At 61.8% G+C, this 19,982-nt stretch carries 20 protein-coding genes; 7 read left to right on the top strand and 13 right to left on the bottom strand.

Annotation, left to right across the window (positions count from 1 at the left end; all coding sequences use genetic code 11):
* Positions 1–165: 165 nt before the first annotated feature.
* The 4 genes from ARC39_RS16240 to ARC39_RS26015 form a co-directional block, all read right to left on the bottom strand.
* Positions 166–2,940, bottom strand: coding sequence for a glycine betaine ABC transporter substrate-binding protein (locus tag ARC39_RS16240; RefSeq protein WP_149866453.1), 2,775 nt, complete (start codon positions 2,938–2,940; stop codon positions 166–168).
* A gap of 402 nt (positions 2,941–3,342) precedes the next feature.
* Complete coding sequence (locus ARC39_RS25670) at positions 3,343–3,516, bottom strand: DUF4236 domain-containing protein (RefSeq protein ID WP_149866452.1); 174 nt, start codon at positions 3,514–3,516, stop codon at positions 3,343–3,345.
* Between the two features lie 716 nt (positions 3,517–4,232).
* A complete protein-coding gene (locus ARC39_RS16235) occupies positions 4,233–5,141 on the bottom strand; it encodes a glycerophosphodiester phosphodiesterase family protein (protein ID WP_068115885.1) in 909 nt (302 codons plus the stop codon).
* A 204-nt stretch (positions 5,142–5,345) separates the two neighbouring features.
* The gene (locus ARC39_RS26015) at positions 5,346–5,537 is read right to left on the bottom strand and encodes a hypothetical protein (protein WP_201455769.1); all 192 of its coding nucleotides are present in this window, start codon (positions 5,535–5,537) and stop codon (positions 5,346–5,348) included.
* On the opposite strand from ARC39_RS26015, the gene ARC39_RS26505 reads away from it, so the two are divergent.
* The 4 genes from ARC39_RS26505 (at position 5,464) to ARC39_RS16215 (ending at position 7,658) form a co-directional block, all read left to right on the top strand.
* The gene (locus tag ARC39_RS26505) at positions 5,464–5,676 is read left to right on the top strand and encodes a UxaA family hydrolase (protein ID WP_068115884.1); all 213 of its coding nucleotides are present in this window, start codon (positions 5,464–5,466) and stop codon (positions 5,674–5,676) included. The two genes, ARC39_RS26015 and ARC39_RS26505, sit on opposite strands and share 74 nt — an antisense overlap.
* Before the next feature lie 81 nt (positions 5,677–5,757).
* Positions 5,758–6,477, top strand: coding sequence for an SDR family oxidoreductase (locus tag ARC39_RS16225; RefSeq protein ID WP_068115883.1), 720 nt, complete (start codon positions 5,758–5,760; stop codon positions 6,475–6,477).
* A gap of 30 nt (positions 6,478–6,507) precedes the next feature.
* On the top strand, positions 6,508–7,347 hold the full coding sequence (locus tag ARC39_RS16220; RefSeq protein ID WP_068115882.1) for a fumarylacetoacetate hydrolase family protein: 840 nt from the start codon (positions 6,508–6,510) through the stop codon (positions 7,345–7,347).
* Positions 7,329–7,658: a CoA transferase gene (locus ARC39_RS16215; RefSeq protein WP_078059315.1), complete on the top strand. Its 330-nt coding sequence runs from the start codon at positions 7,329–7,331 to the stop codon at positions 7,656–7,658. The genes ARC39_RS16220 and ARC39_RS16215 overlap by 19 nt, the downstream gene beginning before the upstream one ends.
* 186 nt (positions 7,659–7,844) lie before the next feature.
* Here ARC39_RS16215 and nagA read toward each other — a convergent pair whose 3' ends face one another.
* The 8 genes from nagA to ARC39_RS16175 all read right to left on the bottom strand — a co-directional run bounded on the left by nagA (position 7,845) and on the right by ARC39_RS16175 (position 14,955).
* Positions 7,845–9,002 (bottom strand): N-acetylglucosamine-6-phosphate deacetylase, encoded by a 1,158-nt coding sequence (nagA, locus tag ARC39_RS16210; RefSeq protein WP_068115880.1) that lies wholly within the window; start codon positions 9,000–9,002, stop codon positions 7,845–7,847.
* Positions 8,995–9,783: a glucosamine-6-phosphate deaminase gene (gene nagB / locus ARC39_RS16205; RefSeq protein WP_068115879.1), complete on the bottom strand. Its 789-nt coding sequence runs from the start codon at positions 9,781–9,783 to the stop codon at positions 8,995–8,997. The genes nagA and nagB overlap by 8 nt, the downstream gene beginning before the upstream one ends.
* A 3-nt stretch (positions 9,784–9,786) precedes the next feature.
* Positions 9,787–10,686: an ROK family protein gene (locus tag ARC39_RS16200; RefSeq protein WP_068116053.1), complete on the bottom strand. Its 900-nt coding sequence runs from the start codon at positions 10,684–10,686 to the stop codon at positions 9,787–9,789.
* Positions 10,687–10,691: 5 nt separating this feature from the next.
* Positions 10,692–11,369, bottom strand: coding sequence for an N-acetylmannosamine-6-phosphate 2-epimerase (locus ARC39_RS16195; protein ID WP_068115878.1), 678 nt, complete (start codon positions 11,367–11,369; stop codon positions 10,692–10,694).
* Positions 11,370–11,372: 3 nt separating this feature from the next.
* Positions 11,373–12,647 (bottom strand): TRAP transporter large permease, encoded by a 1,275-nt coding sequence (locus ARC39_RS16190; protein WP_068115877.1) that lies wholly within the window; start codon positions 12,645–12,647, stop codon positions 11,373–11,375.
* On the bottom strand, positions 12,644–13,135 hold the full coding sequence (locus ARC39_RS16185) for a TRAP transporter small permease (protein WP_068115876.1): 492 nt from the start codon (positions 13,133–13,135) through the stop codon (positions 12,644–12,646). The genes ARC39_RS16190 and ARC39_RS16185 overlap by 4 nt, the downstream gene beginning before the upstream one ends.
* 64 nt (positions 13,136–13,199) lie before the next feature.
* Positions 13,200–14,159: a sialic acid TRAP transporter substrate-binding protein SiaP gene (locus ARC39_RS16180; protein ID WP_068115875.1), complete on the bottom strand. Its 960-nt coding sequence runs from the start codon at positions 14,157–14,159 to the stop codon at positions 13,200–13,202.
* 73 nt (positions 14,160–14,232) lie between these two features.
* A complete protein-coding gene (locus ARC39_RS16175; protein WP_236545284.1) occupies positions 14,233–14,955 on the bottom strand; it encodes an FCD domain-containing protein in 723 nt (240 codons plus the stop codon).
* Positions 14,956–15,121: 166 nt separating this feature from the next.
* Here ARC39_RS16175 and ARC39_RS16170 point away from each other — a divergent pair, with 166 nt between their 5' ends.
* Entirely contained in the window at positions 15,122–16,036 is a 915-nt protein-coding gene (locus ARC39_RS16170; RefSeq protein ID WP_068115874.1) for a dihydrodipicolinate synthase family protein, read from the top strand.
* 201 nt (positions 16,037–16,237) lie between these two features.
* Here ARC39_RS16170 and ARC39_RS16165 read toward each other — a convergent pair whose 3' ends face one another.
* Positions 16,238–17,200, bottom strand: coding sequence for a zinc-binding alcohol dehydrogenase family protein (locus ARC39_RS16165; RefSeq protein ID WP_078059312.1), 963 nt, complete (start codon positions 17,198–17,200; stop codon positions 16,238–16,240).
* A 174-nt stretch (positions 17,201–17,374) separates the two neighbouring features.
* Between ARC39_RS16165 and ARC39_RS16160 the strand changes: the two genes are divergently transcribed.
* On the top strand, positions 17,375–18,523 hold the full coding sequence (locus ARC39_RS16160; RefSeq protein WP_303645110.1) for a muconate cycloisomerase family protein: 1,149 nt from the start codon (positions 17,375–17,377) through the stop codon (positions 18,521–18,523).
* 61 nt (positions 18,524–18,584) lie between these two features.
* Positions 18,585–19,973 (top strand): benzoate 1,2-dioxygenase large subunit, encoded by a 1,389-nt coding sequence (benA, locus tag ARC39_RS16155; protein WP_068115872.1) that lies wholly within the window; start codon positions 18,585–18,587, stop codon positions 19,971–19,973.
* Positions 19,974–19,982 lie beyond the last annotated feature (9 nt).

Below are 19,982 nucleotides of genomic sequence, written 5' to 3'. Positions count from 1 at the left end.
CCGGACAGGCGAATGCCGGATATTGATGGTCTCGCCGATATTTGCCGATCGCCAGAAGCGGCCATGGACAACAAAGGGCGTATTCAGAAAACGTCTGTTGACGTCACGCCTGAGAGTGACTGCAACATCATTTCCCGCGTTCAAACCATGCTCGGTCGTGCAGAATTAGCGGTTTTCGCTAGCTGCCTCAGGGAACGCGGCGACGCGCCAAGCTTTGATGATATCGACGTTGTCTTCGCGCCAATTGGAAGCCACTTCGGCGGGTGATAGGTGCCCCGCGGCAATCGCAGCCAGCCACGCATTCACATCCTCCGTTCGGAACGCGATCTTCCGCAATAGGCGCGCGGCGCCAGGTAGGGTTTCCTCCAGCCTTGTTGCGTATCCAAGATGCACCGGTACTGTCTCGGAGGCACAGGTATCGCCCAATGGGACGATGCCCAGAACGTCGGGGCATCGTCCATCCTTCTGAGAGATCGATAGTGCTGTCAGGTTGTAGGCCGCGTGAATCCAATCCGGCTCGAAGCCGTAGAAGACAAGCGGTCGACCCCGAGCACGAAACTGGCGCAACTTGGCCTTCAGTATCGTGTCTGAAAACTCCTGCCGTTCCCACGTCTCCCACACTCCATAGGAGCGTAGGAGTTCCTCCGTTGCCCGCGTCGACTGCCATCCGGGCGCTCCGATCCAGATCTCGCCACGCCCGTCCCCGTCCGTGTCGAACGCGGCTGAGACTTCCGGAGCGACAAGATCCGCCACGTCGGAGAGGCCGAAACGTTCGGCGTCGGTGACAGGAAGATAAATACCTTGTCGGCCAGGGTATGGCGTTTCGTTCAGGCGGACAGATTGCTGCCGCTCGACGAAGCGCGCGAGGTTCTCCGGTTGATTGCCCGCCCAAAAGTCGCTGTGCACATCGATGGCGCCATTTTCGTCGGCCAGGATCGGGAAGATGGCGTCAACTGTCGTCTTCTGTAACACGACGTTGATGCCGAGTTCCGCCTCCAAAGTTTGTGCGACAACCTCTCCGATGACCTGACTCGCGCTCCAATCAAAGACACCAATGACAAGATCAGCTTCGGAACTACCTCCGAGCGCCCAGCCGGACTCGTCCAGTACGCCGGGGCGCAGCGCCAGGACGGCCCCGTCCTCGTTCTCGTTGGCGATGAAAATCGGCAGTGTCAGCAGGGCACCGACCAGCAGGAACGACGCCGCGAGATAGACCGCACGAAATGTATTGCGCTTCTTGACCACAAACTGCTCACGGACCATTCCTTCCTCATCGCAGTATCGGACGGTCGCGTTGTCGTAGAGTCCAAGGGACTCGTTACTGTCGACAAGCGCCTTTGGAAGGTAGTGCGCGCGGCCGAGTTCGCGAAACCCGTCCTGTAGGCGCATGATCTGGCGTCGAAACCCCTGGAAACTGTTCCGTTCGTAGTCCGTGATCGAGAACATCACGAGGAGGCAGCCCGCGGAAAAGGCATATAGCCCCACTGTGCTTAGCGGATCATTGCCCCGAACAACCAGGAGCAGAAGGATGCTCATGCCGCCGGTCAGCCAAAGCGCCGCTTTCTCTCCCAGGGAAAGACGATCCCGATGGATGTTGAGCCAGGTTTCGAATTCAAGCGACTGTTTCCGTCGCACGTCTTCCGGTAGCGCGTCGTTGCGTAGGAGACGGCGAACCGCATCGGCGCGCAAGTCCTTCTCCGCCAGATCGGATGCGAACTCGATATCTATGACGCCTCGCAGCACCGCATCGGCCGCGTCTACGGCCGGCTCCTTCTTCAAATCGACAGGGTCTACCACGGCCCGAACCATGGTTGTGCGCTGATCGATCTCCTGTGCCCGACGGCTCGAAACGCGTGAAAGTACAAAGCCTGAGAGAATCGCGAAGAGGCCCGAGATGTAGTAGAGCATGTCCGTAAGTCGTGGCACATCGGCTGGCGCCACGAAGAGCGAGACGAGGGCGACATACAGTGTTCCAATCAGGGCGAGTACGATCGCATTTGTCGATTGATAGGACCCGTGCAGCGTGAGATTCGAGAAAAGGATCAGCACAAGGCCGAACGCAGACACCGCGGCGATGGGCTCGTCGAAAAACACGTAGAGAAGAATTACCGAGAACGCTGGCGACAGGTAGACGAGCGATGACAATGTGAGCGACTTGTACTCGGAAAACGCCCATGTCCAGGTGATCTCGGCCAGCAGGTAGGTGCCGATGCCGATGAGCGCACAGATCAGTATTACCCATCTGTCGACAGCAAAGAAAAACAGCGTCTGGTCCGTCGCCCAGAGTAGCGTCGAAACCAGTCCCAGCGACGTCGCGTTCGCGAATGAAATCACGTAGAACGTGGCGAGGATCCGGTTGCCGAGGATGTCGGAGAAACGCCAGATCGCATTTATCGCAAAGGGCAGATACAGCCCGGATCCGATCGCGGCAGCAAATGCGAACAGTAGTTCCGTCCCACCCAGGGCGCCGCCGCGATTGATACCCGATATTCCGACCGCGATCGCACCGAAATAGGCCGTCACTACAAGCGCCCATTCCGCAGATTTCAGTTTGCGAGCGTGTTGGGCTGCGAATACGCGCATCGCAACCACGGCGATCAACGGCCACGAGAAGGCGATTACAGTCGCGTCGACCTTTTCGGCACCATAGAGCGCTCGGTAGAAGCTGTAATACCACATTGCCAGGAAGGCACCGGAGATCAGCGCCTGCCCCAGACCTTTGCTGAACCCTTCCGCCGTTATGAGCCGATATGTTTTCCGCGCCATTAGGAGCGAGACCACTAAGCTGACGGAGGTCGATATCGTCCCGGCGATAACAAACACTTCCGCATAGCCCGTCCGGTCTCCAATCAGAGAAATGAAGATCGGCTTGAGGGACCAAAACGCGACAGCAATAATAGTCGCCGCGGCGACGAGAGGAAGTGGTAGAGCGCTGCTCAATTGGTGCTCCTAGCCCTTTCGCATTCCTGCGCCTCAATTGCCTCATCATCGTGACAAGTCGATCTGATCGTCAAGCATGTCGGCCGACCTGGTGGGGCAAGACATCAGTACGCCGGATCTGGCCTCATCGCCACGGCCGACTTGGGTGATGAAACGGTGTTTGGCAACTTGGCGGCAACCCCAAAGCTCCTGCAGGATTGATCCAAGAAGGTTACTGGCCCGTGTCTGCTAAGGAGGGCGGTTCGACAAAGGGCCACTATTGGAGAAACGCCGTCGGAACTGCCGCGCGCCTCCATCGGGTGCCCCGGTTTCCAAGTTTTTTCATGACGCCAACCCCGGACACGACGTCCGCTCAGGATACGCGGTAGGACGTCCGGGAAGGGTGAGGGCTCTCGCGCGGCGTTACTTGATCTTCTTGCCTACGCTGATCCCGGTGCCGGGGATTTTCACGTTGGCCTTCAGGCCTTTCTTGCCGACGTTTACTGAACCACGCTTGCCGCCAACTTTGGCACTGGCGCCACCTTTGCCGACGCCGACCTTGCCGCCCTTGACCTTCTTATTGACGCTAACTCCCATCGCTAGCTCCCCCCGGAAGAAATGCTGCCGCTAGTGACCAAAGCCAACCGGCATTGCCCAATTGAATGCTCTTCATCAACGATGCCATCGGATGATGTGCGAATCAAGGCGGCCCTGACGCGCGCGCCGTTCGGGTACCTAGCGTTGGCCTTGCCGATAATCGCGAGCGCGGCGGGTTATCTGAGTGGCCAGTTTTGTTGCTGAATTTGTGCTTTTGTTGCTCCAAAAGCCGACGCCGCCTGGCGTTCCGGTCTTTGCACCTGTGGGAATAATCAAGGGATTTGCATGACGAACGTCTTCTGGCTCACCTGAGCGGCCAAGGCGTGCAGGTGAGAACGAAATCCGGAACAAACAAAACCCAGGGCAGAACGGCGCGTCGAAGACATTCGTCGCCAGAGGCGAAAGTCCGCATCGTGCAAGAAGGTTTGCGGGGTGCGGAGAGTATCGCCGCGCTGTGCCATTGGGTGGGGATAGCCACCGGTTCGCACGACCGCCGGTCGAAGGTCCGCAGAAGGCCGGGAGGTAGCGTCTGGCCGGCGATACCGCCTGCCGGGCGACCAGTTCCGAGGCAAAGGACCTGCGGGCCGAGACTCCCGCCCTGAAAGAGGCAGTCGCCGATCTCACCCTCGGGAACCGTTTTGCTTAAGGAACGCATGGCGGAGGTTGGAGCACCCCCACCTGAGCCGGTCGGGATCGGGCAAGATTCTGACCGGTCGCTACCGGCCCAACAATTCCATGAGCTGTTCCGGCTGACCGGTCATGTATGCTGCTGCGCCCGGGCCGATCGCTTCCAGCCATTCCGACGTATCGCCGTTTCGCAATGCCGAATCCTTGCCGTCGCGAACGCCGCTAACTGCAACGCCGATGGAGAGCTCTGCTGCCTTGGCGCTGCATTCGGGTGTCATCTGCCGGTCCGGGACAACAATCATCGCCAATTGCGTCCCTTGCCCCCCGGCAAGTTTGCTGAGATCGCCCGCGCAGTCTTTCGTGCGGCCCATGGAGATAACGGTCCCGATCCCGGTCGCCGACGCGACGTCCGTCAGAAGCGTTGCGTCGTAGTAGTACATGCCGAAGAGCAGCAGGTTGCCGGTATTGCGGCTCTGCAGCAGCGGCACGACGGACTCCGCTTCGTACCGCTTCAGGTCCAGAAGAACCAGTATCCTCCCGTCAGCCGCGTCAAGTGCCTCGTCCAGCGTTGGAATGGCGTTGTCCGCACCAACTGTGCCGTCGGTGAGCCGCAGGCGCCCCAAGTCGCCAAGCGTGTAGTCGCCGATATAGTCTTTGCCGCCGCGACTCTCTCGCGTCGGACCTCCCGGCGGGCCATTCAGAAAAACGCGTTCCACATCGGTCGTACGGTTCAGCGTAGGGTCGTGCATCAGTATGTACCGGTCGTCGCCTGTAAGCTGAGCATCGAGTTTCACCATATCCACGCCACGGTCGAGCGCGGCCTCAAGCCACGCCAGTGAATTCTCCGGCGCACCGTCGAGCCGTGCATAGCGATGCGCTATCACCAGCGGCGGCTGGCCAGGCGCGATCCTTTCTTCGATAGACACCTGAGTGTAACCGAGTTGCGGGGCCAGGATTCCCGCGGTTGCAATTGCTGCAAGAACAAGTCGCTTGAACATATTCCGCGCCTCAAGCCACAAGCCCGTGGGCCAAGATCGTAATCACCCATCAAGGCGTGCCTTTCGAGTTTGCCGCGCAACGTCTGATTTTGCCTTGATCCTCGTCAAAGGCATAGGGTCGATAGAAATTTGCTTCCACTTAGACCCCTGACTGCGCCCGTCGTCATAATCGTGATCGGCAACTATGCGCAGGCACCGGAGCTGTCACGACTGTCCGTTGATGCGCTTTGGGTTCCTGAACGTCGGGGGCAACGTCGCAGTCGTGGCGATGATTGCGTCTGGGCCGGACATGTAGCTGTTCATCAGCGGGCACGGATCGGTCGTGGGCACGGCTATCTCGGCGGATATCCAGATCTGCACCGACCAAGGCACCCACCGTACGCTCTCTGGCGACATGGACGTGTCTGCCGGTGCGGTTATCGAGGGTATGGCGTCGCTGCAGGAGATGGCCGACGAGCACCAGGCAAGATCCTTGCATCGGCCAGCGGAGGAGCGACATACTCCGAAGCCTTTGGGCATCAGGAGTTCATCCTGACCTACAAGAAATCTGAACCAATAGGCCCGGCCTGCCTGCCGGTGGCCTGAACGACATCGGGAGGATGGCGACGTGAAACGGATGGAAGGAAAGACGGTTTTCGCCACGGCGGCGGGCCAGGGGATTGGGCGCGCCACAGTGGAGCGTATGGCCGCCGAGGGTGCACGTGTCATTGCGACGGATATCAACCCGGGTCTGCTCGATGATGCCGAGGGGATGGAGGTACGTGCGCTCGACGTGACCGACGCCGCCGCCGTCAAGGCCGCCATTGCCGAGGCCGGCCCCGTCGACGTGCTGTTCAATTGCGCGGGCGTGGTTCACGCCGGTACTGTTCTCGACGCTACCGAGGCCGATCTGGACTTTGCCTTCGCACTGAACGTGCGGGCGATGTTCGACACGATCAGGGCGGTTTTGCCCGGCATGCTCGACCGCGGCAGCGGTGTGATCATCAACATGTCCTCCGTCGTAAGCTCCATCACCGGCGCCGAGAACCGCTGCATCTATGGCCTGACCAAGGCCGCCGTGATCGGGCTGACCAAATCGGTTGCTGCCGACTACGTTACCAAGGGTATTCGCTGCAACGCGATTTGTCCTGGCACCGTGGACAGCCCTTCTCTGCATGAACGGCTTCGTGCAACAGGAGATTACGAGCAGGCCTGGATCGCGTTCAATGCACGCCAAAAGATGCAGCGGATCGGCAAAGCCGCGGAGGTCGCCGCACTCGCCTGCTACCTCGCCTCCGACGAGGCAGCCTTCACAACCGGTCAGACCCACGTCATCGACGGCGGCTGGACCATCTGAGACACGCACAGCGACAGGAAGACCCAGATCATGAAACTCCTCCGTTACGGCCCGCGCGGGGCCGAGAAACCCGGCCTCCTGGATTCCGGCGGCGGCATCCGCGACCTGTCCGGCATCGTCGGGGACATCGCCGGTGAAACGCTGACGAACCTCGACGTTCTTTTCACGATCGACGTGGAGAGCCTGCCGATGGTCGAGGGAAATCCGCGGCTCGGTGCCTGTGTGAGCGGAACCGGAAAGTTCCTCTGCATCGGACTGAACTATGCCGACCACGCCGAGGAAAGCGGCATGGAAGTACCGCCGGAACCGGTCCTGTTCATGAAGGCAACGTCGTCCATCTGCGGCCCGGACGATCCGATCATCATTCCGCGTGGTAGCGTCAAGACCGACTGGGAGGTCGAGCTTGGCGTGGTGATCGGCAAGGCGGCGAAATATGTCACCGAGGGAGAGGCGCTGAAACACGTTGCCGGCTATTGCGTGATCAATGACGTTTCCGAACGCGAATATCAGCTTGAGAGACAAGGACAGTGGGATAAGGGCAAGTCCTGCGACAATTTCGGACAGATTGGCCCGTGGCTGGTGACGCCGGACGAGGTTGGCGATCCGCAAAACCTGTCGATGTGGCTAGAGGTGAACGGTGAGCGGCTTCAGGACGGATCAACAGCGACGATGGTCTATGGTGTGGCCCACCTTGTCAGCTATCTGAGCCAGTTCTTCACGCTTCATCCGGGTGACGTCATCTCCACCGGCACGCCGCCGGGTGTGGGCCTCGGCTTCAAGCCTCCGCGCTATCTGAAAGCCGGCGACGTCGTGGAACTGGGTATCGAAGGGCTGGGCACGCAGAAGCAGGTTTGCGTCGCCGACACCTGATCCACTCAACGAGTGCATGGAGCAGGAGGGGCCGAAAACCGCTCGAAGGGGTCCGTGTTCGCGATTTTGCACAGTTCCGTACCGGCCCCATGGCCGCCTTGCGGATGGCGGGACTTTTTCTGGAGGTCAGTAAAGTCGAGCGTCACGGTGGCGGCGACCTATGTCGGTCAAGAGCCATCGTGGAACGGCAGGTCGGGCCGGACGGCCTGCTGTTTCCTATGCTCAATCGCAAAAAGGTCTGCGTCGCTGCGGACCTGAAGAACCTGGACGGTCGTGAGCGGCTGTGCAAGCTGAGGCTGGCATACGCGTGAGGTATCAGAAGGAACCCTCCTCCTCATCGAGCCGACCAATAATCCGGGGCGAGTTTACAACACCTTCCGCGGACAGCGGTCTTTCTCTGCAACTGCTCTGCACTCGTCTGGCACTTCCACAGCGGACGATCAGCTTGCGGATTTATGCAACCTGTTGCCTCGTTCGAGACAGGTCCGGCACACTTCTCATTGAAGGATTGGCGTTCCGTCGATCACGACCCCCACTGCGTTCCTGTCGCCATTCAACAGCGAAAGGGAGGCCCGCGAACCTTGCGCAACCTGACCAAGCTCGTCACGGAGCTTCAGGCAGCAAGCCGGATTCGCCGTGGCCATTCGCACGCAGCGCCCGAAAGGCAGGTGGGCGAGTTCGTGAAGGTTCCGGACCGCTTCGTCCATTGCGAGATGCGCGCCGGCAAGGGTGCCGCTCGGCCCGGTCAGCTTCCCATCCCTGAGGCGGATAGGTTTGCCGTAGAGGTCGAACTCGCTCTGACGGCCGGCCAGCGTTCGCATGGCGTCCGTCACGAGGCAGAGTCCATCCGGCAAGGAATGTGCCGCAATCGCAAGGTTCATCGGATGGACATGGATCCCGTCCGCGATGATCCCGGCGAACCCTTGCCGCGATCCCAGAACCTCGCCCACGATTCCCGGCGCGCGGCCCATCGTCTGAGACATCGCATTGAAGAGATGCGTTGCACCGACTACGCCATCGGCGCGCGCGGTGGCCATCTGCTCGGCCGTTGCAGCGCTGTGTCCGGCAAAGAGGACGACACCGGCCGCAGACAGGTGCCGTAACTGCTGGCGCTGCTGGCATTCGGGCGCCAGGGTCAGCAGGATCGGCAGTTCCTCTGCGGCCTCGCAGAGAATGCGAACATCCTCGTCGTCGAGGGCGCGGATGTGCTCCGCAGGGTGGATCCCCGGGCGCTCGCGAGAGAAGAACGGGCCTTCGAGATGAATCCCCAGAATGCCCGGAACGCCTTCGGAGATTGCAGCGTGAACGGCGTTGATCGCTTGCCGATATGCACGCCCCGGCGCGGTCGTGAAGGTGGGCAGGAAATGCGCGGTCCCACCGGCGCGCGCGCCCTCTGCAATCGCTTTCAGACCATCCACATTCGGCGCGTGGTTGAACTGCACGTCGTTGGCACCGTTAATCTGCAGGTCGATGAAGCCAGGCGTGACGATCTCGACTTCAAGCAAATTGTCGGGGAGGCGAGAGACCTCCACCGCCGGCTGCACGCTCTCGATCCTGCCCCCCGCCATGCGGATCAGGATGTTCCGGGATGGCTGGTCCGTGATCCCGTCATAGAGTGTTCGGGCAAGTACCGCGAAAGACTGACCCTCAGCCATGGGTGGGCTGCCTGTCGATGCCATCCGGATGGACGTGTTGGTAGTACTCGCGCAGCTTCAGTTCCGAGGCGGCGTCGGCATCAAGAACGACGGTTGCCTTCGGATGGAGCTGCAGGGCCGACGCAGGACAATGTGCGCCAAGTGGCCCCTCAATCATCCGGCTGACCGCCTCCGCCTTGCTCTCGCCGGTCGCGAGCAACAAGCATTCCCGCGCATCTAAAATTGTTCCGATGCCCATGGTGATGGCGTATTTCGGCGTTTCCTCGTCGTCTCCGAAGTATTGCCGGTTGGCCTTGCGGGTGCTCTCCGTCAGGGTCTTCAACCGGGTACGGGACGCAAGGCTCGATGTCGGTTCGTTAAATCCGATATGGCCGTTCTGCCCGATGCCGAGTAGCTGGAGATCAATGCCGCCCGCCTCGCGGATCCTCTGCTCATAGGCTTCCGATTCCGCGTCCGGTTCAACTGCGTCGGCGACCGGAAGGAAGGTCCGTTCACGCGGGATGCCCGCAGGGTCGAAGAGTCGTGCATTCATGTAGCTGCGATAGGAGGCCGGGTGGTTCGGCGCGAGGCCCCAGTATTCATCGAGGTTGAACGTCAGAAGCTCCCGCACCGGAACTGCCTTGCGTGTGATTGAGAGGATCAGCTTGTCATAGACCGCTTCCATCGTGCCGCCAGTCGCAAGCCCGATGACCGACGCAGGGTGGGCGAGGATGCGAGCGGTCAGAACGTCGCAAACTGACTGCTGGGCCAGTTCCGCCGAGCTGTGAACAAGGACTTTCATCGGTCAGTCATTTCCATCAGGTTGCACCAATGCCCCGAGCAGCACGCCATCCTGCCCGAGTTGCGCGAGTACGAGTTCGGGCCGGAACAGGGGAGGTTCTGACTCCAAGTGGAACCGGATGCGCTCCTCATAGCCGTCTGCAAGGCCGATACCCCCACCGAGTACGACCCGGTCTATGCCAAGACAGGCCGTCAGGTTGGCGCACATCTCGGCCACGGCCGCCGCCGACCCGTCGATGATCGCCTCGGCCCAGGCGGCGCCGTCATGCCACGCCTCGAATACCGCCCGTGCGTCTTGGACTGGATGCCCCTGGCGGTTCGCTTCGGCGGTGATGGCGCGGCCGGCGGCAATGCTCTCGACCGTGCCTCTCCGCCCGCTTCCGCAACGATGCATGCCCGCACGCGCCGTCGTAAAGCCGACATGTCCAGCTAGACCGTGCGCGGACCGAACCAACGTCCCGCCGAGTACCAACCCGCCGCCAACGCCGGTCGAAACCGTGACATAGGCCATCGCATCGCTGCCGTGACCGGCCCCGAAACAGTACTCCGAGAGCGTTGCGGCCTGCGCGTCGTTGAGCACGGTCACGGGGCGCTCGAACACGTCCGACGCCAATCGCCGCAGATTGACATCGGCGAGGTTGCTCAGCGTCTCCGTGTTGACCGCGCGCCAGACGCCGGACGCATCGACCCGTCCGGCCACCGCGAGCCCCACCCGGTCGGAGGATTCCAGGCCGACCTTGCGGGCGATTTCATGCATGTCCGCGACCTGTTCGGCAGCAGAGGCGTCCCCACGCGTGGGCACCTGCACACGGGCGACGATCTCGCCATGCACGATCCGTGCCGCTGCGAGTTTGGTCCCGCCCAGATCCAGCGCCACGCCGGAGAGAGTGTCGCGCGCCGGCATGCACATTACCTCGCGCCGGAATTCACGGCGGCGCTGAACCATGCCGCGATGTGCTCGATGCGGGTGATCGCGCTGCCCACGGTGACGCAATCCGCCCCCGCCAGGATCGCCTGCCGGGCGAGGTCCGGCGCGTTGTAGCGCCCCTCGGCCATGACGAAACCGCTTAGGCGGGAGAAGGCCGTGACAAGCGCAAGATCCGGCGCTTCGGACTCCGTTTCGGTCTCGGTCGTGTAGCCCGAAAGCGTTGTCCCAATGATCGTTGCGCCATCGTCGAGAGCGGTCTTCGCATCGGTTTCCGTCGAGCAATCGGCCATGGCGATGCGCCCCCCGTTTAGGATTGCGCGGATGATGGCCTTGCGCGAATCCGGTATCGGTCGGGAAGTGCCGTCATAGGCGACGATATCCGCCCCTGCCTCGACCAGCGCTTTGGCATCCGCGACATAGGGCGTGATCCGAACGGGCGCGTCGGGCAGGTCGCGCTTGACGATGCCGATGATTGGCACCGCAACCTTGGCGCGCACCGCCCGGACATTCTCCACGCCTTCGACCCGCAGGCCGCTGGCGCCGCCATCGACGGCGGCACAGGCCATCGCGACGATGATATCGGTGTGGTCCATCGGTCCGCCGGTCACTGGCTGGCAGGACGCGACGAAACCGCCCTTGAGGTCATTCAGAACAGACATGGTTCACTGCATCAGGTTGGGCAGACCCGTGGCGAGCACCGGGAAGGCGCAGACCAGAGCAAGAACGATCAGCGGCGGGATCAGCCAGGGCAGGATGGCCTTGGCGAGCTTGTGGTATTCGATCTCGCCCACCTGCGCGACGACGAAGAGCGCCATGCCCATGGGCGGTGTCAGGGTCGAGATCATCAGGTTCAGCACCACGATGATACCGAAATGTACCGGGTCGATGCCGAAGCCGAGCGCCAAGGGAATGAGGATCGGCACCACGATCAGCAGGATCGCCAGGGTCTCGATGAAGGCGCCCAGCACGAAGATCATCAGATTGACCGCGATCAGGAACGTGATGGGGCTGTCGACGAAGGCCAGGAAGAAGCTGGCGATCTGTTGCGGCGCCTGCTCGCGGGCGAGAACGAAGCCAAGCACGGAAACCCCGGCGATGATCGTTCCAATGGTCGCCGAGGTGACCGCGGTTTCGTAAATCGCATCCAAGAAGCGGCGCAGGGTCAGTTCACGATAGAACACGAGGTCGATGACGATCGCGTAGAGCACGGTGACGGCCGCGGCTTCCGTGGGCGAGAACAGCCCGCTGAAGATCCCGCCGACGATGACCATCGGGGTCAGCAGTGCGGGGAAGGATTTCAGGAAGAGACGCCAGACCTCGCTGGTGCTATGCACCGGGTCCTTCGGATAGCTCCGCCGCTTGGCGAGCACGTAGACCATTGCCATCAGCGCGCCAGCGCAGAGAAAGCCAGGGACCACGCCGCCAAGGAACAGCTTTCCAATCGAAGTGTTGGAGATGACGCCGTAGAGCACCATGGTGATCGAGGGCGGCACCAGCGGGCCGATCATCGAGGAGGCCGCGGTTACGGAGCCCGAGAACTCGTCGTCATAACCCGCATCGCGCATCGCTTTGATTTCCATCTTTCCCAGTCCGCCTGCGTCGGCGACCGCCGAACCGGACATGCCGGAGAAAAAGAGCGAGGCGAGCACGTTCACGTGGCCCAGCCCACCGGTGAAACGCCCGACCAGGGCGCGGGCGAATCCGAAGAGGTGGTTGGTGATGCCCGCGGAATTGAGGATCGCAGCGGCAAGCAGGAAGAGCGGCACGGCAAGCATGGGGAAGGAGTTGAGCCCGTCGACCATGCGTTGGACGGCGAAGGACATGCCCATGCCGGTGTGATAGAAATAGCCGACGGAGACGAGGATCATCGCGACCCCGATGGGCACACCACCGAAGACCATGAAGAGCCAGACCGAACAGACGATTATCAGGGTCATTGCTCGCCCTCCGGATCAAACACAAAGTGCTGGCGGTGCATCACCTGCCACCGGATGCGGTTGGCCACGCGCCAGATGATGAACAGCGCGGCGATCGGGTAGGAGGCGTAGAGCACGGCGTCGGAGAAGGGCAGCGTCACGGATTCATTGCTCCAGGTCCGCATCACCGTCTTGTAGCCGATCCAGAGCAGGTGGCAGGTGACCGCGAGGTAGACGATGTCGATCAGCGTGAAGAGGATGAATCGGAAACGCCCGAGCAGGACTTCGGCGAGGATGCCCATGCGCAGTTGAACGTTGCGCCGTTCGGCCTCGCCAGTGGCGATGAAGGCCATCCAGACCCAGATCCAGCGAGCCATCTCCTCGGTCCAGACCTGTGCCGGGAATACCCCGGAGCGGCCGAAAACCTGCAACAAAACCACGATAATCAGACCGAGGAACAACACCGTCGCGGCGTATCCCTCGATGCTGTACCTGCCATGTCCTGACATCTACCTGCTCCGGGCCCTGTGTAAATTGATGTGGCGCGCCGGGAGGGGCGCGCCACGCCAGTCCTTACTCCTTGAACAGCGCCGATATGCTGCCTTCGCCGAATTCGGCTTCAAGCTCGTCGTAGTATGGCTGCATGGCGTCCCGGAACGGGCCGGTATCGGGGCGGGTGATCGTCAGGCCCTTGGCCTCGAAATCAGCGATCAGGCTCTCTTCCTTGTCCATGACGATCTTGTTGGCGACTTCGCCGCCCTTCAGGATCGCTTCCTGCAGCCAGCCCTTTTCCTCGTCGGAGAGCTTGTCCCAGGTCTGCGTCCCGACCTGGATCGCCGAGGAGGCAACGAAATGGCCGGTCAGCGCGATGTGATCCTGCACTTCGTAGAACTTCATCGCTTCGATGGTTGGCAGCGGGTTTTCTTCGGCATCGACCTGGTTGGTCTGAAGCGCGAGATAGACTTCGGCAAAGGCGACCGGCGCGGGCGAGGCGCCCGTATTCTCGGCATAGGCGATCAGGAAGGGCACGTTCGGGGTACGCAAGCGCAGGCCCTTCATGTCCTCCAGGGAGTTGATCGGCTTGTTGGAGGTCGTGTGCCGGGTTCCGAGATACCAGACATCAAGAACCTTCACGCCCTGCTCGGTGAAGGCGGCATCCATCTTCTGGCCGAATTCACCGGCGATCAGCTCCTTGAGGTGATCGAAATCGGAAACGACATAGGGCGCGCCAATCAGCTTCAGTTCGGGGATGATGTAGCTCATGTCCGGGTAACCGGTCATCACGAGGTCAAGCTCGCCAGCCTGCGTCTGCGCTACCATGGCCTTGAAATCGCCGAGCGTGGAGGACGGGAACATCTTGAGGGACATCTCGCCACCCGAGATCTCCTTGAGCGCCTCGTCCATGGCCAACATGCCCTGATACATCGGAGAGGCTTCGTTTTCCTGCGTTCCGAACGTCAGAACGGTTTCCGCCTGTGCGGCCGCCGCGAGCACCACGCTCGCGAGTGCTCCTCCCAAAACCTTCTTCAGCATTTCCTTCTCCTCGCTGGTTTGATGGCTTGCGGTTTCTTGGAGAACGCGGCCTGATCGTGCCGTTGTCCCCCGGCTACTCCTTGCTGCTGCCGGCCAGTCTGGACCGGTAGGATCGCATCAGGTGCTGGTCGGTGAGTTCCGCCGCCTTCATCGCGTCTCCCGAGACTATGGCCTCGTAGATCGCTACGTGTTCGTTGTAGGAAATCCGGTCGCTGGCCGTTAGCGGAGACCGGCGCGGGCGGTTGGCGAGCAAAGTGCTCGCGAACATGTCGTGCAACTTCAGGATGATCGGGTTCCCAACGACGGACACGATCGCGCGGTGGAAGGCGATGTCGCTTGTTGGAAAAGCCTCACTGTCGATATCCAACTCGTTTTGCTCAAGCGCTGCCTTGATCTTGTGAAGCTGGATCGTCGTCGCGTTCGCGGCTGCGATACGGGCGGCGGCGGCCTCGATGAACTGGCGAAGCTGTTCGAGGTGGGCGCCGCTTTCGGCATCCCCGAGCAAATTCGAGATGTGGCTGGCCGCGGAAGTCAGGATGCCATCAAGGGTCGGCAGTGCCGCGCGCGGCCGGCGGCCCGTTTCGAGGCTCACGTAGCCGCGCCCCTGTAGCAGGAGCAGTGCTTCACGAACCGTCGGGCGAGAGGTGTCGAATTCTTCGCACAGTGCCCGCTCCGTCGGCATCGGGTCGCCCGGTACAAGCTCACCGGATTGAATCCGTTCTTGCAAGATCGCCGCGATATCGAGGGCGGCGCCCTTTGTCTTGCTGGTCCCCTTGCTTGCCGAGCCGAGAATCACCGTGTCTCTCCAACGCTGCTTTCGCAATTTTGGTAAAGCCAAAATGGCATTAGTGTCAAACATAACTTTACCAAATAATAGATATGAGCTACCAAATATTGCGAGAATCAATGTCCCGCCTCACTGCACGAGCGCCGCGGATCCAACAGTTTCGAAGGAAAATCAGATGACTGCCTCTCTTGACGGTATGCACGCGGCGCTTCTCACCGGTTTTGCCGATAACGAGGAGCTGGACGAACAGAGGCAGAGAAATATCGTCCGCTACGTGCTCGGGCAGGGGCTGAAAGGGCTCTATGTCGGCGGAAGTACCGGCGAGTCAGGGCTGATGACGCCAGACGAGCTGTACGAACAGCAGGGCATCGTGAAGGATGCCATCAAGGGAAGCGACACCACCTTGATCGCGCATGTCGGCCAGCCCTCGTTGCGCGAATCCATTCGGCTGGCGCGCAATGCGGAGCGCCTCGGGTACGATGCACTGTCTGCCCTGCCGCCGCATGCCTATCGGTTCACGTCGGACGAGATCTTTCACTATTACAAGGTACTCGCCTCCGCGACGAGCCTGCCGCTGATCGTCTACGAGATCCCGGGACGTGTCGGCCGGGAATCCTCGGTGGCGGAGCTCTCCGCCATCCTGAACCTGCCGGGCGTCGCCGGGATCAAGTTCTCCAGCATGAACCTGATGATCCTGTCGCAGCTGCGCAGTCGGCACCCGGAGAGCGTGATCTTCTTCGGATCGGACGAAACCTACGTGACCGGCGCCCTCTCCGGTGCAAATGGTGGCATCGGCTCGACATATAACGTCTTCGGCAAGCTCTATGTCGCGCTCGGGCAGGCGGTGGACGCCGGCGACATGGCCCGGGCGCGGGAACTGCAGGCGATCGCGCGGGACTACGTCGAGCGCCTCTTCGAAGTTGGAGTCATGCCGGGAATCAAGCTCTCGTTGCAGCACCTCGGAATCGACTGCGGTCCATGCCGGGCTCCCTTCCGGGTCCTCTCAGACGCAGGTTGCGCACCGCTGATGGCATTCCTCGATCAGGCGAATATCGCTCCCTGGGTGTCAAGCGAGCAGGGGAAGCCTTAAGGCTGATCAGGCACCTGCGCCGGTATCGCGGGCCGCGGCGGCGGCCCTCTGCCCGACCATGCGCCTCCGGATCAGCCGCTTTGTGCCCTTTACCCCGCCGGTCGTGCCGTGCCGATGAAGCTGCGGGTCTTTGTCGATTTCCTGGCCAAGGCGCTGTCCGGCACGCCACCATGGGACCGCAGCGACTGATTGTTCGTCGAGTCAGTCGACCATAACGACGATCTTTCCCCCCGCAGTGTTGGCTTCCATGCAAGTATGGGCCTCGACGATTTGGTCGAGTCGAAAGACCTTGCCGATCCGCACCTTGACATTGCCCGAAGCCACGTCGTCCAGGAGCCGATCGAAAGGCATCGCCATGAAGTCCGCCACGCCGCCGGAATAGGTGGTGAGCGACACGCAATGCGGGATCGCCTCCATCGGCGTGAAGTCTGGCAAGGACCAGCTATTGCCGACCATCCCTGTCATGCAGACGCTTCCGCCGGGGGCGGTGACGGCCAGGGAATCCTCAAGCGTAGTCGTTCCGATAAGCTCAAGCACCTTGTCGAAACGATGCCCATCGTGCCGCAATACGCCGGTATCGATCACGGGTTCGGCGCCGAGGTCGCGTAACAAACTGGCCCGTTCCGGCCGGCGCGTGGTGGCAAAGACCTCGGCACCAGCCTGACGCGCAAGCCCGATGGCGGCCATGCCGACGGACGTGGTCCCGCCCCGGATCAGCAGTCGCTCCGCTTCCACCAGCCGCAGGGCCGAGAACAACGATCCCCAGGCCGTTTGCAGCATCTCCGGCAAGGCTCCGAGCTGCTCCCAAGGAAGGTCCACGGAGATCCTTCGCACCTGCCCGGCAGGCACGCGGATATATTCGGCATAGCTCCCGTCGAACCGCCGACCCATCCCTCCCATCACGGTCGCGACCTTTTCGCCCGGCACAAAGCCAGTTCCGGGGGCTTGGTCGACGACACCGACCGCTTCGATCCCGAGGACGCGCGGAAGCGTGACACTGGGCGAATGCCCCTGCCGGGTGAACAACTCGGACCGGTTCAGGCCGAAGGCGCGGACCCGGATCCGCACCCAGCCCTCCGGTATCTCCGGAACCGGCCGGCGCTCCACCTTCAAAGCGTCCGCTCCGCCCGGATCGTACAGCACGACGGCTTTCATATTGCTCATGATTTGGTTCGCCTACACGTGGGGTCGGCGCCCACGTTAGCGCGGGTCGTCACCGGGGACCATGCGCGGGCGATAGCCGCCGCGGGTATCACCCAAGACCTGCCCAAGCATCGACAGAATCCGGTGCCCGACCCCAATCTGCATCCAACGAAACGTAGTGCTATGGTGAAAAACGTGCCGAACATCGACCTGATCGAAACCACGATCCTCGATATTCCGACAATCCGCGGACATGTGCTGTCCATGGCAACGATGCGGACCCAGACCGCCGTGCTGGTGGAAATCCGGTTCTCCGATGGCTCGGTCGGGATCGGCGAGGGAACGACGATCGGTGGCCTTAGCTATGGCGCGGAGAGCCCCGAGAGCATTCGCTCCGCGATCGACACCTATATCGGACCTGCCTTGCTTGGCCGCGAGGGCGACGATGTGAACGGCGCGATCCAGCTTGTCGACAAGTTGGTGAAGGGCAACCGTATCGCCAAGACGGCCGTGGAAATCGCGCTTTGGGACGGTCTGGGAAAGCGGCTGGGTGTGCCGGTGGCGCAGCTTTTTGGCGGCGCCGTGCATGACCGGCTGCCGGTGGCCTGGACGCTGGCATCGGGGAACTCGGAGACCGATATCCTCGAAGCGCAGGAGATGATCGAAACCCGCCGCCACAATGTCTTCAAGCTGAAGATCGGCAAGCAGTCGGTGCGCGAGGACGTGGCGCATGTCGCCCGGATCAAGCAGACCGTTGGCGATGCAGCCCGCGTGCGGGTCGACGTGAATCAGGCCTGGAGCCTGGACGAGGCTCGCTGGGGATTGAAGGGGCTTCAGGACGCGGGGTGTGAATTGGTCGAGCAGCCAGTTCAGGCGCGATTTCAGCGGGCGATGGCCGAACTGACGAGCCAATACGAAATTGCCGTGATGGCGGATGAATCGCTGAACGGCCCGGAGGACGCGCTGTCCGTCGCCGCCAGCAATGCCGCGGACGTGTTCGCCATCAAGGTGGCGCAATCGGGCGGGTTGAAGCGTGCCTCGGAGGTGATCGCCATCGGGCAAGCGGCCGGGCTTGGCCTCTACGGCGGCACGATGCTGGAGACCGGGCTGGGCACTGCCGCCGCGCTGCAACTCTTCTCGACCGTCGAGACCCTGCACTGGGGCACGGAGCTTTTCGGCCCGCTGCTGCTGACCGGCGAGATCCTGGCGGAACCGATCACTTACCGGGATTTCTGCGTCGAACTGCCGGCCGGCAATGGCATCGGCGCGACGCTCGACCCCGACAAGATCGCATTCTTCCGCCGCGATGGCGGTCGAACGATGAAGACAGTCGTCGGCGGATAGCCGGCGCTACGTGAACCCGCCGACGCGCCGAGGCGCCCGGGCGGACAGGAGGAGGACACAGATGTTCACGCAATCCGATCTCGATGCATTCGAGGCCCGTCTCGATGGCGCGGTCCAGGACGACCCGGAAAACGGTGTCTTCCGCTGCCGCCGCGATATCTTCAACGACGAGGAACTCTTCGAGCTCGAGATGAAGCACATCTTCGAGGGCAACTGGATCTACATGGCGCATGAAAGCCAGATCCCCGAGCCGGGCGATTACTTCACGCTGACCATGGGCCGCACGCCCGTGGTCATCACCCGCGACAAGGACGGAGACCTGCACGCACTGGTCAACGCCTGTTCGCATCGCGGCGCACAGCTCTGCCGCTTCAAGCGCCGCAACCAGAAGACGTTCACCTGTCCGTTCCACGGCTGGACCTTCTCCAACACCGGCAAGCTGTTGAAGGTGAAGGACCCCAAGGGGGCCGGCTACCCGGAACAGTTCAACAAGGATGGCAGCCACGACGTGACTAAAGTCGCGCGGTTCGAGAATTATCGCGGCTTCCTTTTCGGCTCCCTGAGCGCCGATGTTCAGCCGCTGGAGGATTATCTCGGCGAGGCGCGCAAGATGATCGACATGATCGTCGATCAGGCCGATGACGGGCTGGAAGTGCTGCGCGGGTCATCGACCTACACCTATGATGGCAACTGGAAGCTGCAGGCCGAGAATGGTGCGGATGGCTACCACGTTTCCGCCGTGCACTGGAACTACGTCGCGACGACGGCGCACCGCACCGATGACGGCAAGGAAGACAATATCAAGGCGACCGACGCCTCTAAATGGGCCAAGCAGCGCGGTGGTTTCCATGCCTATGAAAACGGCCATATCCTGCTTTGGACGCAATGGGCCGACCCGACCAACCGTCCGGGCTATCCGCGACTGGAGGAGTGGACTGAGAAGTACGGCAAGACCAAGGCCGAGTGGATGGTGGGCGTGCTGCGCAATCTCTGCCTCTATCCCAACGTCTTCCTGATGGACCAGTTCAGCTCGCAGATCCGGGTGTTCCGGCCCGTCAGCGTCGACAAGACCGAGGTCACCATCTACTGCATCGCGCCCAAGGGCGAGAGCCAGGAGGCGCGGGCCCGCCGCATCCGCCAATACGAGGATTTTTTCAACGCCTCCGGCATGGCGACGCCCGACGATACCGAGGAGTTCCGGGCGACGCAGCGTGGCTATGCCGGTGCGGCACATGCCCAGTGGAACGACCTGACCCGTGGCGCCACGCAGTGGATCAAGGGGCCGGATGCGGATGCGACCGAACTGGGTATCAACCCTGTTCTGTCAGGTGCCCGCACCGAGGACGAAGGTCTCTTCGTCATCCAGCACAGCAATTGGTCCGAGCGCATGGCGCAGGCCATCGCCGGGGAGCGCGCGACCGCACCCGAGGCCCGGACCGCGGCCGAGTGAGGAGGAGAA

The sequence above is a fragment of the Tropicimonas marinistellae genome (assembly GCF_001509585.1).
Classification (GTDB): domain Bacteria; phylum Pseudomonadota; class Alphaproteobacteria; order Rhodobacterales; family Rhodobacteraceae; genus Tropicimonas; species Tropicimonas marinistellae.
Note: the sequence above shows the minus strand (reverse complement) of the source record. Positions and strands in the feature narration are given on the sequence as shown.